General features: G+C 39.1%; 12 protein-coding genes. 4 read left to right on the top strand and 8 right to left on the bottom strand.

Annotated elements, in window-relative coordinates; genetic code table 11:
* Positions 1-149 precede the first annotated feature (149 nt).
* Entirely contained in the window at positions 150-2,675 is a 2,526-nt protein-coding gene (locus JYB62_RS09780; protein ID WP_205645198.1) for a mechanosensitive ion channel family protein, read from the top strand.
* Between the two features lie 59 nt (positions 2,676-2,734).
* On the opposite strand, the gene JYB62_RS09785 is transcribed toward JYB62_RS09780, so the two are convergent.
* Entirely contained in the window at positions 2,735-2,926 is a 192-nt protein-coding gene (locus tag JYB62_RS09785) for a cold-shock protein (RefSeq protein WP_074222999.1), read from the bottom strand.
* Positions 2,927-3,014: 88 nt separating this feature from the next.
* Here JYB62_RS09785 and JYB62_RS09790 point away from each other — a divergent pair, with 88 nt between their 5' ends.
* Positions 3,015-3,509 carry a SixA phosphatase family protein gene (locus JYB62_RS09790; protein ID WP_205645199.1) on the top strand — a complete coding sequence of 165 codons (495 nt, stop codon included), beginning with the start codon at positions 3,015-3,017 and terminating at the stop codon, positions 3,507-3,509.
* On the opposite strand, the gene JYB62_RS09795 is transcribed toward JYB62_RS09790, so the two are convergent.
* From JYB62_RS09795 to JYB62_RS09815, 5 genes are all read right to left on the bottom strand, one after another.
* Positions 3,502-4,236, bottom strand: a complete 735-nt coding sequence (locus tag JYB62_RS09795) for an SDR family NAD(P)-dependent oxidoreductase (protein WP_205645200.1) — start codon at positions 4,234-4,236, stop codon at positions 3,502-3,504. The two genes, JYB62_RS09790 and JYB62_RS09795, sit on opposite strands and share 8 nt — an antisense overlap.
* 37 nt (positions 4,237-4,273) lie before the next feature.
* Positions 4,274-5,668 (bottom strand): ATP-dependent protease ATPase subunit HslU, encoded by a 1,395-nt coding sequence (gene hslU, locus JYB62_RS09800; RefSeq protein ID WP_205645201.1) that lies wholly within the window; start codon positions 5,666-5,668, stop codon positions 4,274-4,276.
* Between the two features lie 132 nt (positions 5,669-5,800).
* On the bottom strand, positions 5,801-8,245 hold the full coding sequence (lon, locus tag JYB62_RS09805; protein ID WP_394369685.1) for an endopeptidase La: 2,445 nt from the start codon (positions 8,243-8,245) through the stop codon (positions 5,801-5,803).
* A 435-nt stretch (positions 8,246-8,680) separates the two neighbouring features.
* On the bottom strand, positions 8,681-10,000 hold the full coding sequence (rseP, locus tag JYB62_RS09810) for an RIP metalloprotease RseP (RefSeq protein WP_205645203.1): 1,320 nt from the start codon (positions 9,998-10,000) through the stop codon (positions 8,681-8,683).
* Positions 10,000-11,166 carry a 1-deoxy-D-xylulose-5-phosphate reductoisomerase gene (locus JYB62_RS09815; protein ID WP_205645204.1) on the bottom strand — a complete coding sequence of 389 codons (1,167 nt, stop codon included), beginning with the start codon at positions 11,164-11,166 and terminating at the stop codon, positions 10,000-10,002. Before JYB62_RS09815 ends, rseP begins: the two co-directional genes overlap by 1 nt.
* A gap of 226 nt (positions 11,167-11,392) precedes the next feature.
* Between JYB62_RS09815 and JYB62_RS09820 the strand changes: the two genes are divergently transcribed.
* Both JYB62_RS09820 and JYB62_RS09825 read left to right on the top strand, forming a co-directional pair.
* Complete coding sequence (locus JYB62_RS09820) at positions 11,393-12,829, top strand: S1C family serine protease (protein WP_205645205.1); 1,437 nt, start codon at positions 11,393-11,395, stop codon at positions 12,827-12,829.
* Positions 12,830-12,925: 96 nt separating this feature from the next.
* Positions 12,926-13,339 carry a nucleotidyltransferase substrate binding protein gene (locus JYB62_RS09825; RefSeq protein ID WP_205645206.1) on the top strand — a complete coding sequence of 138 codons (414 nt, stop codon included), beginning with the start codon at positions 12,926-12,928 and terminating at the stop codon, positions 13,337-13,339.
* A gap of 51 nt (positions 13,340-13,390) precedes the next feature.
* Here JYB62_RS09825 and JYB62_RS09830 read toward each other — a convergent pair whose 3' ends face one another.
* Positions 13,391-14,443, bottom strand: coding sequence for a YncE family protein (locus JYB62_RS09830; protein ID WP_205645207.1), 1,053 nt, complete (start codon positions 14,441-14,443; stop codon positions 13,391-13,393).
* Positions 14,440-16,410, bottom strand: a complete 1,971-nt coding sequence (locus JYB62_RS09835) for a TonB-dependent receptor (RefSeq protein ID WP_205645208.1) — start codon at positions 16,408-16,410, stop codon at positions 14,440-14,442. The genes JYB62_RS09830 and JYB62_RS09835 overlap by 4 nt, the downstream gene beginning before the upstream one ends.
* Positions 16,411-16,426: the final 16 nt, after the last annotated feature.

Raw genomic sequence — 16,426 nt, forward strand, 5'->3', positions numbered from 1 at the left:
CATTACGGCATAATAACATCGATTTCATCGAGAAAAACTGTCATTCTGACGGGATTTAAAATCCAATTTTCACCATAAATAATTTTGGTTGATCAATCAATAAGCAGGAAATCCATATTATTTCTATATTGGATTTGAAACTTTTCTCTATGAAACGCCTCATTGCTCTAATAGTATTTATAGTAGGTTATCTCCCGATATTACATGCACAACAAAATTCATTGGCTTCAGACAGCATCGGTAATGAAATACTTTCTCAAGAAGTAACATTAGATAGTCTTTTTGTTGCTACGGATTCGATGAAGCTTGGAGTAAAAACCAATCTATCTGTTGGTTCAATTTTAACTCGAGTAATTAATAAGGCACAACAGCACGCTATTTCCTTAAGTGAAATAAAGCTGGAGTTAGGAGACAACCTAGATACGACTGAAATCAGCGAAGAATTACCTAACATCAAAACCTTTGCTGATATGATCAAACAGAATATTTCTGAAAATAAAAATTTTATCAACCTGAGGTATTTAAAAGGATTAGATAATCTGATCCGTACAGTCAACGAGGAAAACCAAAAACATGCAAACAATATCAACGAAAGAGTAAAGGTCTACAATGAAATTGGAAATAAACTAATTGAAATTAAGAGTGATAGCTTATTTAACCTTTCACTCAAAGATACTACCCTAGCACCTATTATTAATTCCGAACTCAATTCGCTGAAAAGATCCCTTAAGAGTATAGATAGTAGTTTCCTTTACTCGGAAATCTCCTTGGTGAAGTTTCAAGCCAGTGCTAGTGAAAATGCCATTCTACTAATGGAAATGAGGCAGTTCATCACAGAAAATCAAAAACGGCTTGAAAAGGAAGCATTAGGGAAAGAAATCAATTTTATTTGGGAACCCTCAAACTTCGAGCAATCCATCACTTTTTTGGAGATTACCAGGCAGTCTTCATTAGTCAATCTGCTCATAATTATCCTCTATTTTGGAAGGCAATATATAACTATTTTTTTAGTTTCTTCAATTATAATTGGGGTCTTCTTAAAGATTAAAAGGATTGTATCAAAAATTTCCAACGAAAATGAATTTGCTTCTTTGATCCTGGATAGGGTAAAATATTTCAGAAAATACCCTTTGGCATCCACGATTATTTTAATCATGCCTTTCAGTTTGATTATTTTTAAAAACCCACCCCTGATTTTTGTTTCCATACTATCCCTTTTGCTTGCAATTGGCTCGACATTTCTAGTTAAACAGCAATTTGGAAGTACGTTTCATCGCTATTGGTTAACTTTTTTCCCAGCATATATCATGATCGCTCTGAGTGGCCTGCAATGGAGAATTGCTTATCAAGAACGATGGTTTATCCTGCTCATTTCAGTTTTATTTATCTTGATGGGAATCCTCACTTTGAAAGACTTAAAACATAAAAACTTCACTGGCTCTGTTTTTCTCAAAAGTGCTTCGATATTTCTGATCGTCTGTCAACTATGTAGCCTATTTCTTAATTTCTTCGGTAGATTTAATCTTTCGAAAACCTTTGCTGTCACAGGGGTAATCAATTTTTATAGGGCAGTTGGCTTATTCCTATTTATCATGGTAACCATGGAGGCCGTTTACCTTATTACAGAATACAATAAAAAAGGATCTAACGGATTCACTTCATTCTTTGATTTTCAAGACCTTCAAAAAAGAATGAAAGGCTTCTTGATCTTTTTCACATCCACCATCTGGTTGTACGGAGTAATATGGCATTTGGGCTACTTTGATCATATCTATGAAGTAGTAAGCAAGTTTTTACTTGAGGATAGGGTTTTGGGCGATACCAATTTCCAATATGGAAGTATTTTACTCTTCATCATCATCATTTATATCTCCGTATTTTTGGCAAACAACATTGCATATTTCGCTACCATGAAAGACCAAAAAACTTCTTTGACAAGAAAGCAGCGGTTGGGTAGCTCAGTACTACTTATAAGACTAGGGGTGCTGTTTGTCGGTTTCTTTATTGGAGCTACAGCTGCCAAAATCCCCCTAGACAGCATCGCGATTGTATTAGGTGCCTTATCTGTGGGTATTGGTTTTGGTTTGCAAACAATCATCAACAATTTGGTGTCTGGAATTATTCTTGCCTTTGAACGACCCATACAAATTGGAGATGAAATTGAAGTAGGTACCAGTGCAGGTACTGTCAAAGATGTGGGGATTAGAGCAAGTAAAATCCAAGCCTATGATGGGTCTGAAATTGTGATTCCTAATGGAGACCTACTATCTCAAAGCCTTATAAACTGGACATTATCTGACAAGAAGAGAAGAATTGAATTGATCATAGGAGTAGGTTATGGCTCTGATATGAAATTGGTAAAATCTGTAATCGAAAAAGTGCTAGAGCGGGATAAGGTCATGAAATTGCCTGCTCCACAAGTACTCATGCAAACCTTCAATGACAACTCCGTAGATTTCCGTGTTCTATTTTGGGTAGAAAGCATGGATATCTGGGTTCAAATGCGCGCTGAAGTCATGTCTGCAATATTTGAATCATTTGCAGAGAACAACATAGAAATTCCATTCCCGCAGCGGGACTTGTACATCAAAAGTCTTCCAGAGATATGGAGAGAAAAAGTATCTAAACCTGGAGATGATTTGGAAAAACCTGATCCGGAGAATCCAGAAGAATAAAAAAGCCCCTGAGAAGAATTCACAGGGGTTTCATAACACTATAATTTCAAAATCAACGATTACGCGATTTTTACATTAATTGCGTTTGGTCCTTTTTTGCCATCCTTGACATCGTAAGTCACTTTGTCGTTTTGAGCTACTTTGTCGATAAGCCCGGTTGCATGAACGAAGATTTCGCTTTGAGTTTCGTCATCAACGATAAATCCGAAACCCTTGGCTTCGTTGTAAAATTTTACTGTTCCGGTAAACATAATAAATTGTGATAAATTGTAATTGAAAGTACGCTAAATGTAAATATTACCTGAAAAAAAACAAAACAATCATTTTTTATTTGAGCAAATGAAGAAAATTATTTTGGTAAGACACGGAAAATCAGCATGGGATAAGCCATTTTTAGCAGATCACAAGAGACCCTTGGCAGAGCGTGGGCTAAGAGATGTACCCGTCATGGCGGAAAGATTAAAGGCCCGAAACATTGAGCCGGACCTGTTTTTAAGCTCCTCCGCTACTCGAGCTTTAACCACTGCAGAGCTTACTGCTGAAGTTTTAGGGTTTCCAAAAAAAAATATACGTGCAGATGAACATCTGTATCATGCCAGTCCCGAAAAAATCCTAAAAATTATCCATCATCAAAAGGACAGCCATCAAACTATCCTCCTTTTTGGGCATAACCCTGGTCTTAACGAATTAATCTATTTGCTAGGAGGAAAGATTGATAACCTTCCCACATCGGGACAATTTGGTTTTACCTTTGATACAGATGAATGGGAAAAAATCTCCAAAAAAAATGCGAAAGTTTGGTTTGTAGACTATCCTAAGAGGAAGGTCAATTGATTTCAAACTTTCGGACATCCTGTATTACATCCTTAAACTTCTCGGTGTGATTGAGTAAATACGCGATTTTTTCAGCTACTTCCTTCGGGCTTACCAGCTTACCTTCTTTTTTAAACGCCTTAAATTTTTCAATTTCAGGAAAGTCAGTCTCATTCGACTCTCTGATCTCTCCTTGCATAGCTGTATCCACAATACCAGGCGCCAAACTATAAAAATGAAAATTCTCCGACTTGTTTTCCTTTGCTGCTACTAGAATAAACATAGCTAATGCAGCTTTAGTGCTGCAATAGCCACTCCACCCTTCCACTGCTCTACTTGCAGCTCCCGAACTGATATTACAAACAATCTTTTCTGAATCCGTCTCCTTATATCTCTTGATAAAAGCATTTGTCAGATACATTGGCCCTAACAAATTAAGGTTTACTTGTATCCTCATCTCTTTTGGACCAAGATTGCCTATTGGTTTGATTTGACCAATCCAGCCAGCATTATTCAAAAGAATGATCTGATCAAATTCCCCTTTAGGAAAAACCTCTGATAATTGCCTTTCTAACACGTCAAGTTCCGAAAGGTCCATACTGATTTGCTGAAGATTAGGAGAATCAATATCCAATTTAGTCCTAGAAATAGCTACTATCTGAAAGGACTGGTTCTCTAAGTAATGATCTAGGATGGCGCGTCCTAACCCATGACTATGGCCTGTAATAATGAGTAATGATTGTGACATAAAAAAAAGGGCACTAAAATGATGCCCTTTTTTTCACTTATAATATGTATTGGGATAAATCTCTGTTTTTCACCAAAGTGGAAAGCCGTTCCTGAACCATCTCCCTCGTGATCATAATTCTTGAGTTGGCCTCGATGGTATCAGGTACATCGAATAAAAAATCATTCAATAAATGACTCATTACCGTATGAAGCCTTCTGGCACCAATATTCTCAACTTCCTGATTGATCAAAAACGCCAACCTTGCAATTTCTTCAATTGACTCATCATTGAATTCCAAAAACACATTTTCTGCCTCAAACAAGGCTTGATATTGCTTGGTCAATGCATTCTTAGGCTCTCTCAGTATTTTAGAGAAATCTTCTTGAGTTAAACTTTGTAATTCTACCCTAATAGGAAATCTTCCCTGAAGTTCCGGAATAAGGTCAGAAGGTTTTGCTACATGAAATGCTCCTGCAGCTATAAAAAGGATATGATCAGTATTGATTACCCCATATTTAGTATTTACAGAAGACCCCTCAACGATGGGCAACAAATCTCTTTGAACACCCTCTCTACTTACATCTGGCCCTCCTCCGTTTTTCCCGGACTTTGAAGCAATCTTATCAATTTCGTCTATGAAAATAATACCATTGTTCTCGGCCAGCTTGATTGCCTCTTCTTTGACCTCATCAAAATCGATCAGTTTAGAAGCTTCTTCTTCCAACAATACTTTTCTTGCCTCAGAAATACTCAATTTTCTTTTTTTGGTCTTCTTTGGCATCATTCCAGAAATCATGTCCTGAAGCCCAGCCATGCTGGCATCATCCATCATTCCATTGCCAATCATTCCTATTCCCACTGGAGAAGATGCTTTCACATTGATCTCAATCTTCCGGTCGTCCAACTCCCCATTTCTAAGTTTCTCACGAAACCGCTCACGGGTCCTTTCATTTAATTCAGCATCATTGGAAGGCTCAGAATCGGTATCGGTAGGAATTGAATTTCTGCTAAACCCAGCACTTTTTACGGGAGGGATCAATATATCCAAGATGAGTTCTTCCACTGCCTCTGCGGCTTTCACCTTCACCGCTTCATTTTTGACTTCCCGTACCAAGGCTACGGACTGTTCTACTAAGTCCCTAACCATACTCTCCACATCGCGTCCTACATAACCTACTTCAGTAAATTTAGAGGCCTCCACTTTGGTAAAAGGAGCATTGGCTACTTTTGCAAGTCTTCTGGCTATTTCTGTTTTACCCACACCAGTAGAACCGATCATGAGAATATTATTAGGCACGATGTCCTTTTGAATTTCAGATTTCACCATCAAGCGACGGATTCTGTTTCTAAGGGCAATCGCTACATTCCTTTTAGCATCGTGCTGCCCTATAATATATTTATCCAACTCAGAGACAATCTGTCTAGGAGTAAGTGAAATGATATGCTCCATTTTCTTTCGTTAAATAACTTGCCCAGAATTTAGCTTGATTTCAAAATCATGATTTGGCAAGTCGTTGGTTTTAGATATGGTTTTAAAAAGAGAAAGCAATGAAATACATGCATTGCCCCTCCTTATTTAAGCTTATTTTTCTGATTCGAGATTGAATTTTATAGCTCTATCAACTTTTGATTTCAATAAAGCAATTTCCAATACCTCATCGACACGCTCTACAAAATGAAATTCAATGCCTTTGACATATTGAGCATCTATTTCTTCAATATCTCTCCTATTCTTTTTACAAAGAATAATCTCTTTAATTCCAGCTCTTTTGGCGGCCAGGATTTTCTCCTTGATTCCACCCACTGGCATCACCTTACCGATCAGGCTTATTTCTCCTGTCATAGCTACCTTAGCCTTCACTTTTCTTTGGGTATAGACAGAAGCCATTGCTGTCAACATAGTAATACCTGCTGAAGGCCCATCTTTAGGAACTGCGCCTGCTGGCACGTGGATATGAAGATCATATTGATCAAAGACCCTGTGATCGATCCCCAAAGTTTCTGCTTGAGATTTCAAGTAAGACAAAGCAGTCATCGCTGACTCTTTCATCACATCACCCAATTGACCAGAAAGCGTCAATTTACCTTTTCCTCTACTCAAGCTGGATTCAATAAATAGAATTTCACCTCCTACACTAGTCCAAGCTAAGCCTGTTACTACTCCTGCAACAGAATTGTCCTGATAAATTTCTTTATCAAAAATTTCTGAACCTAAGATTTTTCTAACGGCCTCCTTGGTAATCTTGGTATCATACTCCTCCTCCATGGCAATGGATTTGGCAACATTTCTAACCACTTTACCGATCGCTCTCTCCAAACCTCTTACCCCTGATTCACGAGTATAATCTTCAATAATTTTCACCAAAGCAGCTTTTTCAAAAGTCACTTGCTTGGACTTCAAGCCATGTTCTTTCCTTTGCTTTGGCACCAAATGGCGTTTCGCTATCTCTACTTTCTCCTCTTGAGTATAACCTGTCACCTCGATGATTTCCATACGGTCTCTCAAGGCAGGCTGAATACTATCCAAAGAATTAGCAGTAGCAATAAACAAAACTTTACTCAAATCATATTCTACTTCCAGGTAGTTATCTAAGAAGGTACTATTTTGCTCCGGATCTAACACTTCCAGAAATGCAGAAGAAGGATCTCCTCTGAAGTCTGAAGAAAGTTTGTCGATTTCATCCAGCACATAGACTGGATTAGAAATTTTCACCTTCTTCATATTTTGGATGATTTTGCCAGGCATCGCTCCAACATAGGTTTTTCTATGTCCACGGATTTCAGCCTCATCATGAAGACCTCCTAGAGACATTCTAACGTATTTTCTACCTAATGCCGCTGCAATGGACTTCCCTAAAGAAGTTTTACCAACCCCTGGAGGGCCATATAAACATAAGATCGGTCCTTTTAAATCATTCTTAAGTTTAAGCACTGCCAAATATTCAATAATTCTTTCTTTGACTTTTTCCAGTCCGAAATGATCATTGTCCAAAATGGCTTTGGCATGTTTTAGGTCGAAGTTATCTTGGGTAAATTCATTCCAAGGTAACTCTACCATGGTCTCAGCATAATTGAGTGCAATCGGATATTCTGCGGCAGAAGGGTTGATTCTTAGGATTTTGTCCAATTCCTTTTCAAAATGCTTTTTCACCTCTTCTGGCCAATTTTTCAAGGCACCTCTAGCACGTAAATCTTCTACTTCCTTTTCAGGTCCTTCTTCTCCCAACTCAGTTTGAAGCACTTTCATCTGCTGACGAAGGAAATAATCCCGCTGCTGTTGGTCAATATCCGTATGAACCTTCTTCTGAATTTCTGATTTCAACTCCAACATCTGGATGTCTTTCATCATAAATTCCAAAAGTAAAGTAGCTCTATCCACCCCATCATTGATTTCTAATAGACGCTGTTTGGACTCAACAGGCGCATTGATATTAGAAGAAAGGAAATGTGTCAAAAACGGGGTATTATCTATATTATCCAAAGCCACCTGAGCCTCTCTAGGGATCTCTGGATTGAGATGAAGAATCCTCGTTGCAGCATCTTTCAGAGACTCTTCCAAGGCTTTGATCTTTTTCGAGCTCTTCGGGAAATTTTCATCCAGGTAATCCACCTTCGCCATGAAGTATGGATCATCTGTAATCTGTTCCTTGATCTTAAATCGCTTCTTACCTTGAATAATAATGGTGGTATTTCCATCAGGAAGCACAATCATTTTGATAATCTTGGCAAGCGTACCCACTTGGTAAATATCATCCCATGACGGATCGTCATTATTTGGATTGATCTGAGCACAGACTCCAATCAATTTGTCTCCTTTCTGGGCTTTTTTTACCAAACGAATAGAACGCTGCCTTCCTACGGTGATGGGTATAACCACGCCAGGAAAGAGCACCGTATTCCGAACGGACAAGATCGGGAGTTCCTCCCCATAAGATTCAGTTCCCTGCTCCTCATTTTCATCTTCGGTAATGAGCTGTATGAGATCTCCCTCACCAGCAAATTCCCCCACCATTAAATTTTGAAACATGGACTTTTCGAATTGGCTCATATAGACATTATGACAGACTGACTGTCAGGATTTAGCTAAAATAAAAGAAGAACCTTCAAATAGCGAAGGTTCTTCCTAAAAGGTCAAGGGGTATGCCAAAGGTTGAAATAGTCAAAATGGCAGGCAGAAAACATCAAATCATCCAAATTACACAAAGCAACCGCGTATCAATTTTTAAACACAAATCCTAAAAAACTAAGACTAAAAATCGATTTACAAGGACAAACTAGCTTTTACAAAGTCATACTTTCCTGATAGCCCTATGTGCGATAACCTCATAACCTACTTTTTTTATAGAATTATTTTCAGGTATAAAAAGCATGTTAATCTTTCCCTTTCACCATAGAATTTGAATAATTCATAAAAAAACCGGGTCAGTTGACCCGGTTCGATTATTCTTTGAAATTGGGAAAATCATCCTCCTGTAAACAATTTCAGCACATCATTTCCTATGGCAAATACCATTAATGCCAAGAGAATAACCATCCCTACTTTTTGGGCATTTTCAAGAAATTTATCAGATGGAGCTCTTCCAGAAATCATTTCATATAATAAGAACATCACGTGTCCACCATCCAAAGCCGGAATTGGCAATAGGTTCATAAAGGCTAACAACATGGAAATCAAGCCAGTAATCGTCCAGAATTTGGTCCAATCCCACGTATCTCCATAAATTTTCGCCATCCCTATCGGGCCACTCACATTTTTGGCAGACACCTCACCCGTAAACATTTTACCCAAGGCTTTGGCATTTACAATTACAACTGTAAACGCACGCTCAGACCCTTTAACAAAAGCCTCCCCTAATCCATAACTTCTTCTTACAGGTTCTATTAAAGGTGTAACCGCTATATCAATGGTCCCTCGTTCTGTTACCGCAACGCTAGTATGGGTAGTATCTCCATTGCGTAATAAAGTGATATCCGCATTTTTACTTTTCGCATCAGCCAATGCAGATTGTAACTCATCAAAATAAGAAACCTGCTTTCCATTGATCTCCAAAATTTTATCCTCAGGGGTAATTCCAGCTTTTTCAGCAGCCCCACCTTTGTCAATCACTGACAATTGGAATGGATACCTGATATCAACAAAATTATCAAGAGCTTCCTTTTTATTGAATGAATTAATGAAACCACGAGGAATCTCAATTTTCAATATTTCACCATCCCTATCTACTGTATAATATCCATTCTCTTCCAAAAGCGCAGAACCGCTACTTAAATCATTGATACTGGTGTAAGGTTGTCCACTTAGATCTAAGATCTTATCCCCTGTTTTTAAACCGATGGATTGTGCAATTTCTCTTGCAACGATCCCATTTTCAACCACTTGATCTCTGGAAAAATAAGTTTCTCCATTATTGTACACCATCACAAAAAATATGAGGACTCCAGTGATTACGTTGACTATAATTCCTCCCAGCATCACAATCAATCGCTGCCAAGCTGGTTTGGACCTAAATTCCCATGGCTGAGGCTCTGCAGCCATTTGTTCTGTGTCCATGGATTCATCTACCATCCCAGAGATTTTCACAAATCCTCCCAATGGAATAGCCCCTATGGAATATTCCGTCTCTCCCCATTGAAATCCAGCAATTTTTGGCGGAAATCCAATTGAAAATTTCTCTACTCTCATACCAAACATTTTGGCAGTGAGCAAGTGCCCCAACTCATGTAAACCTACCAGGATGGATAATCCCAGAACCAGTTGGCCCACCATTATTAATGTATCCATTATACTTTACGCTTAATTAATTGTTTTGTAATTTCTCTAGCCCTGCTGTCAGTCTCTACATAATCTTCAAGATTCGGCTGTAAGATAAACTCTGTTTTGGAAAGTGTCTCCCCTATCAGGTCAGACATTTCCAAAAATCCTACTTCTTCTTTTAAAAATGCATCTACGGCCACCTCGTTTGCTGCATTCAAGATACAAGGAGCATTCCCTCCTTTTGCCAGCGCATCATAGGCCAATTGAAGATTTTTAAAAGTCTCAATATCCGGTTTTTCAAAGGTCAATTGAGGATAATTCATAAAGTTGAATCGCTCAAAATCACTTTTCAACCTTCCCGGAAAACTCAGGGCGAACTGAATGGGAATACGCATATCCGGCAAGCCGAGTTGCGCTTTTAATGATCCGTCTTCAAATTGAACCAAAGAGTGTATGATACTTTGCGGGTGTACGATCACCTCAATCTGATCAGTTCTTAGCCCAAAAAGCCATTTTGCTTCGATCACCTCCAAGCCTTTATTCATTAAAGAAGCAGAATCTATTGTGATTTTAGCCCCCATTTCCCAATTAGGGTGCTTCAAAGCCTGAGCTTTGGTGACTGTTTCCAGAAAGGCTCTGTCTTTTCCTCTAAATGGGCCTCCCGAAGCGGTGAGAATTATTTTCTCAATTGGATTATGAAACTCCCCTACCAAACATTGGAATATTGCAGAATGCTCGGAATCTACAGGATAGATATTTACCCGGTATTCCTTGGCTAAAGCAGTGATAATTTCACCAGCCACCACCATAGTTTCCTTGTTGGCTAAAGCAATCTGTTTCCCCGCTTTGATGGCATGGATCGTAGGAATCAAACCTGAATAGCCTACCAAAGCAGTCAAAACCACATCTATGGTGTCCATTTCCACTACCTGGGCAATTGCATTTTGGCCAGCAAAAACTTTAATATTCTTCGGGATTAATGCGTCTCTTACCTGTGGATACAAAGCTTCATTTCCAATCACCACTGCATTTGGGTTAAATTCCAAAGCCTGCTGGATTAACAAGTCTGCGTTATTTTGAGCGGTAAGAACTTCGACTTGGAAGTCTGAAGAATGTTGGCGGATTACCTCCAAAGTTTGAGTCCCGATACTTCCGGTACTACCTAAGATGGCTACGCGCTTTTGTTCTGTCATTCAATTTGGGATTTTGAGCATTAAACCTTCTGATCTTATCGAAGGTTTTCTCAATTAGCTGACAAAATTACAAGATGCCCAGACTTTTCCTTGTACATATCGTCAGTTTTTATTGGATGGGCTGATTTTTGCTCGATTTCGTTACAACAATCGCACCTTTTCTTAAAATATGTGAAGGCAGATAACTGATTTTTCTTCATCTCGTCAACTTGATAAATGAAATTCTATGAAAAGTCTTATTAAAACAATTAGTTTACCTTTTCTATCCGGATTAGCTGGAGCAGCAATTTGGACAACTTTAAGTTTTTCAGATTCCAAAGATCAGGTACTACCTACCCCATCTCCAAAGATGGAACAAATGAATTTTGCTTCCGATTACTCACGATCACTACCAGATTCCCCTCCTACATCATTTGTTGAGGCTTCCGAAAATAGTACCCAATCGGTAGTCTTCATCAAAAATTTCTCTGGTACAGATCCACGACGTTACAGTATGTTTGATTATTTCTTTGGATCAGGACCATCTCAACAAGTTAGTTCCGGCTCAGGAGTAATTATTTCTGACGATGGATACATTGTTACCAATAACCATGTCATTGACCGAGCAGAAACCATCGAAGTCATCCATCAAAAGAAAACTTATAAAGCCAGACTGGTCGGTACAGATAAAAATACGGACATCGCTGTTTTGAAAATTGATGCGGAAGGGCTTCCAGCTATTAAAAGAGGGAAAAGCCGAGATCTCAAAATTGGAGAATGGGTGTTGGCAGTTGGGAATCCGTTCAACTTAACCTCCACAGTTACCGCTGGAATTGTATCTGCAAAGGAACGTCAAATCAATATTTTAGGAGGTGATTTCCCATTAGAAAGCTTTATCCAAACCGATGCTCCTATTAACCCAGGAAATTCAGGAGGTGCCTTGGTAAACGTCAATGGCGAGCTTGTGGGAATCAATACTGCCATTCTCTCAAGAACGGGATCCTATACCGGGTACGGATTTGCAGTACCAGTTGATATTGCGATGAAAGTGTCCAATGATCTAATTCAATACGGAGAAGTACAAAAAGCAATTCCAGGTATTGAGGCAGTAGAAATAACTCCAGAACTGGCAGAGGAAATGAATATCAAAACCTTGGATGGAGTAATAGTGACTCATGTAGTAAGAAACGGGGCAGCGGAAGAAGCTGGTTTGGAAAGAAGTGATGTGATTACTCAACTAGGAGATCAGGAAATCACCGGTATGGGTAGCTTTGAAGAAGCCCTTTCCTATTATTACCCGGGTCAGAAATTACCTGTCACCTTTTTCCGAAATGGATCGCCAAAAACAGTTCAATTAACACTCCAAAACCTAGAGGGTGGAAATGGCATTATTAAAAGAGAATACTATAGCTCGGCTTTACTTGGTGCTAAACTGGAGGCCGTAAATACCATTGAAAAAGATAAAATGGGTATAGATTATGGTATTAAACTGACCGGAATGACCAGAGGTTATTTAAGGGATTTGGGACTTCGAGAAGGCTTTATCATCACTCAAATCAATCGGGAACCTGCCAGAGATCCAAAAATAGTGGGTAAGTTTTTAGAGGAATATAGCGGAAAACTATTGCTGGAAGGGATAGCTACCAGTGGTCAACCCTTTATGCAGAGTTACACCATCAGATAATAAGCCGCTCTCTAGGGTGAAAAAGATTATTTAAAATTCTCTTTAAGCCTTGGGGAGCATCTCTTAAATTTAGTATCTTAATTAAAAGTAACGCCAATGAAGTCCTTACCTCAAACTTGCGAACAATGCTTAGAGGAATACCAAGTTGCCTTGGAAGACCTTCGCTCCTATATTCAAAGAGCTAGAAAAATCGGGTTAAATGAATTCCAAGCGCGGGAGCTAATTATTAATTTTGAAGTTACCCATGAACTTGCTCTTAAAGTCATGACCAAGTATTTCGAAAAGCAAGGTAAAGGCCCCTTTTCCGGGTCTAGAGACTTGACGGCAGAAGCCTTTCATGCAGATTTGATAGATGATGGAAAAGCCTGGCTAGATATTGTAATAGATAGAATACAGTATAACCCCGTGTATTCGATTGATACACAAGATAAATTCTTACATAACATTCAACATAAATACATCCATATGTTGGAGAGATTTGAAGATGTGATGAGTGAAAAGCTCAATTAAAAAACAAAGGCAGTGAATTCATCACTGCCTTTGTTTTTATATACCTATCCATTAATAAAAAAGGAATCCGGAAGGACCTCTTCCTACTTCAAAAGTCCTGATTTCAGTTCCACCTTCATTATACACAGTTACCGAACCATTTCCCTGAAAACCATTGGAGTTAGAAAGGTATAATTCATCTCTGACTTGATCATATCCTATTCCGTAAAATCCAGACCCAGTAATCCAGTCGATATCTAATTCTGGGCCTAGTACAGAAACTCTGGATACCCCATCCTTATAATCCGGCCATCCTGTGCTGGTAATCAAGTAAAACACATGATCATTTCCAAAGGCAATTCTTCCTGTCGCATTGGCGACTGGCAATGCATTGGTGGTAGCCTTGGTAAAATTATCCATATGAAAAGACTGGAAATAAACCTCATCTGAACCGGTGGAATATAACCAAAGCCTTCCATTAGACTCGAAGAATTGTGCAGGATGTCCATCCACTTCTAAGGTTTTGATCACCTCTTCTTTTTCGGCATCAATGATTTCTACTTTTCCTTCTTCTGAACCTGCCACAAACACATACTTCCCATATGCAAATAGATCCTCAGGCTTATTGGAAACTTCAATTTTTTTGGAAACTACTCCCCCATTTAAACCATCCACTACCGCCACGTATGAATCTGGAGTAGAGTACGAGGCATCATATGGTCCATAATCAGAAATAAAGAGCTTACTCCCAACTACGGCCAAAGAACGAGGTTGGTCCAAATCTCCTGTTACTGCCCCTACACTTTTGAACGTTCCAGCATCAACAATTTCTACTTTTCCTGTATTTGCCACTAAATACAAATTGTCATTTGTAGGAACCATATCTTCCAACAAACCTGCAAATGGCCTAAAATTTTCAGCTTCAAAAATAATAGGAGTCAAGGTTTCTGTACTTGGATCCAAATGGTAAACTTCTCCATCATTGGTCCCAAAATTACCCTCATTCATAATCAAAATACCCTGTTCATAAGCACCTAATGGTTGTTCAGGTTCTGAATCATTACACGCAAAAAGAATCAAACTGAGCGCAAAAGCTCCTACTAGTTGGTTGAGTTTTAACTTCATAAGTTTATTGATAAATTAAATTGAAAAGACCTTCCCGGCATGGCACGGAGATAGAGTACTTGGTACTCAGAATTGAATAAATTATTGATTTGAAAGTTTATAGGCACCGAAATCTCTTTCAATTTGAAATCCTGGTAAGCAAGACCTACATTAAATAACTGGTAAGAGGACATTAGTCGAGGATTATCCGCAGTAATGGATCTCTCTCCCACATAAAAAGTTCCCAAGAAAGCAGAGATCCCATTTTTCAATAAGGTAAACTTTGCATTCGCTTGGTGTCTTGGTGTATAAGGAAGTTGCTTCCCGATAGCAGGGTCAGTCTCTCCTATTCCTTGAGTAGTAATGGCCCTGTTCCAAGTATAGGACCAATTTCCTTTCCATTTCCAGTTAAAAATTTCACCGGAAACTTCTCCCAGATATTCTATTCCCTGGTTGCTGACATGCTTGATATTTTCAGGTGTCCAAACAGCCCCCTGTGGTAACCAGATAATCCAATTATCCACACTCATTCTATAGTAAGTCAAGCCATTTCGCCAGTTTACATTCCCTTCACTATTCCATTCCAAGCCTATTTCTCCACTCCAACTATCTTCGGGCGATAAATCAGGGTTCCCGCCAGGTTCCCAAAATCGATCATTCAGTGTAGGGACCTTGAAGCCTTTACCAATGGATGATTTTATTATGAGTTGTTGATTTTCCTTTTTCCATAGTTCCCAGTCCATTCCGAGGTTTGGAGTAAATGGCGCAAATTGATCTTGATATACTAATTCACGGAGGTTCAGTGAAAAGCTTAATCTGTCATTGAGCTGGTAATTAGCAGATTGATAGGCTTCTATTCTCTGGTCACTGGTACTGTATGAACTCAAATCCGCTTGGATGTAGGAAAATCGAACTCCTGCTTTAATAGTCCATACATCGGACAATGTCCGATCCCAATCTGTTCCCAGAAAGTATTGGCTGGTTTGACTCAGACTTCCATTGAAAAGCAAATCATCTTTCACTAGACCAGATTTGAAATTCCAAACTGATCGATTGCCAAACTTGTAATAATCCAAAACTGCTTTGAAACTTTTATCCTCCTGGAGGTCATGGGAAATGGACCCCATCACCGCTTGAATCTCCCTATTCGTTTGATTATACCAAATTGCGGCTTTGAGTTGGGATTGCTCGGTAACATTCCATGCAAAATCCTGCACCAATCCCACTTGTTCAAATTCTGCATGATCCTGATTTACTTCAGGAGTTCCTATTTGCCCCAAGTCTTTGTAAGGAAAATTATTTTTTGAGTACTCCCGGTATACTCGAGTAGATGAACTGATGTTGGAATTGGAAAAGTCCCCTTTCAAATACGAATTGAATGTTCCAAAGCTTCCAAATTGTTGCGTTAAGCCAAAATGAAATCCATCCGAGAATTTGGGCTTAGTCTGCAAATGCAAACTACCCCCGATGGCCTCATTTCCAAACAGTGCTCCGGCATTCCCAAACTGCAAATTCACCTGATCAAAAGCAGCAACAGGTAAAATAGACCAATCACTTTGCCCTAAGGATGGACTATTGATGGGCAGACCATTCCAAAAAAGGGCCGTATGACCTGCAGATGTTCCCCTGAAAGAAGGAGATGCCAGCATCCCTGCCCCGTATTGCCGCACAAATACGGGTGATTGTTCCTGAAGCAAATCGGCTAAGGCTCTTCCTTGGTAAGTTTCAAGTTGGGACCTATCCCAATTTTGTAATTTTTGTCCATGAGCAAATCGATCAATGGCAGGGGCATAGATTTCTACTTCAGCCAATACCACTGTATCCTGGACAATCGGGTGTACCCCGAAAAATGAAACTACCCACAAAAACAAAATCATGCCTGATCGAAATAAACTGAATGTCTTTCGACTCGGGCTTGAAGAGAAAATAGAAGTAATGAATCTTACCCAAATCAGAATACCTGTTTCGGGAATTGGTGCATCCTTCATTGCTTTTCCTCCGAAA

Source organism: Algoriphagus lutimaris (assembly GCF_017051705.1).
GTDB lineage: Bacteria > Bacteroidota > Bacteroidia > Cytophagales > Cyclobacteriaceae > Algoriphagus > Algoriphagus lutimaris.

Excerpts from the sequence above, each read along its gene's own strand:
- JYB62_RS09780 (WP_205645198.1), top strand. The coding sequence starts at position 150 with ATGAAACGCCTCATTGCTCTAATAGTATTTATAGTAGGTTATCTCCCG.
- JYB62_RS09785 (WP_074222999.1), bottom strand. The coding sequence starts at position 2,926 with ATGTTTACCGGAACAGTAAAATTTTACAACGAAGCCAAGGGTTTCGGA.
- JYB62_RS09790 (WP_205645199.1), top strand. The coding sequence starts at position 3,015 with ATGAAGAAAATTATTTTGGTAAGACACGGAAAATCAGCATGGGATAAG.
- JYB62_RS09795 (WP_205645200.1), bottom strand. The coding sequence starts at position 4,236 with ATGTCACAATCATTACTCATTATTACAGGCCATAGTCATGGGTTAGGA.
- hslU (WP_205645201.1), bottom strand. The coding sequence starts at position 5,668 with ATGGAGCATATCATTTCACTTACTCCTAGACAGATTGTCTCTGAGTTG.
- lon (WP_394369685.1), bottom strand. The coding sequence starts at position 8,245 with ATGTTTCAAAATTTAATGGTGGGGGAATTTGCTGGTGAGGGAGATCTC.
- rseP (WP_205645203.1), bottom strand. The coding sequence starts at position 10,000 with ATGGATACATTAATAATGGTGGGCCAACTGGTTCTGGGATTATCCATC.
- JYB62_RS09815 (WP_205645204.1), bottom strand. The coding sequence starts at position 11,166 with ATGACAGAACAAAAGCGCGTAGCCATCTTAGGTAGTACCGGAAGTATC.
- JYB62_RS09820 (WP_205645205.1), top strand. The coding sequence starts at position 11,393 with ATGAAAAGTCTTATTAAAACAATTAGTTTACCTTTTCTATCCGGATTA.
- JYB62_RS09825 (WP_205645206.1), top strand. The coding sequence starts at position 12,926 with ATGAAGTCCTTACCTCAAACTTGCGAACAATGCTTAGAGGAATACCAA.
- JYB62_RS09830 (WP_205645207.1), bottom strand. The coding sequence starts at position 14,443 with ATGAAGTTAAAACTCAACCAACTAGTAGGAGCTTTTGCGCTCAGTTTG.
- JYB62_RS09835 (WP_205645208.1), bottom strand. The coding sequence starts at position 16,410 with ATGAAGGATGCACCAATTCCCGAAACAGGTATTCTGATTTGGGTAAGA.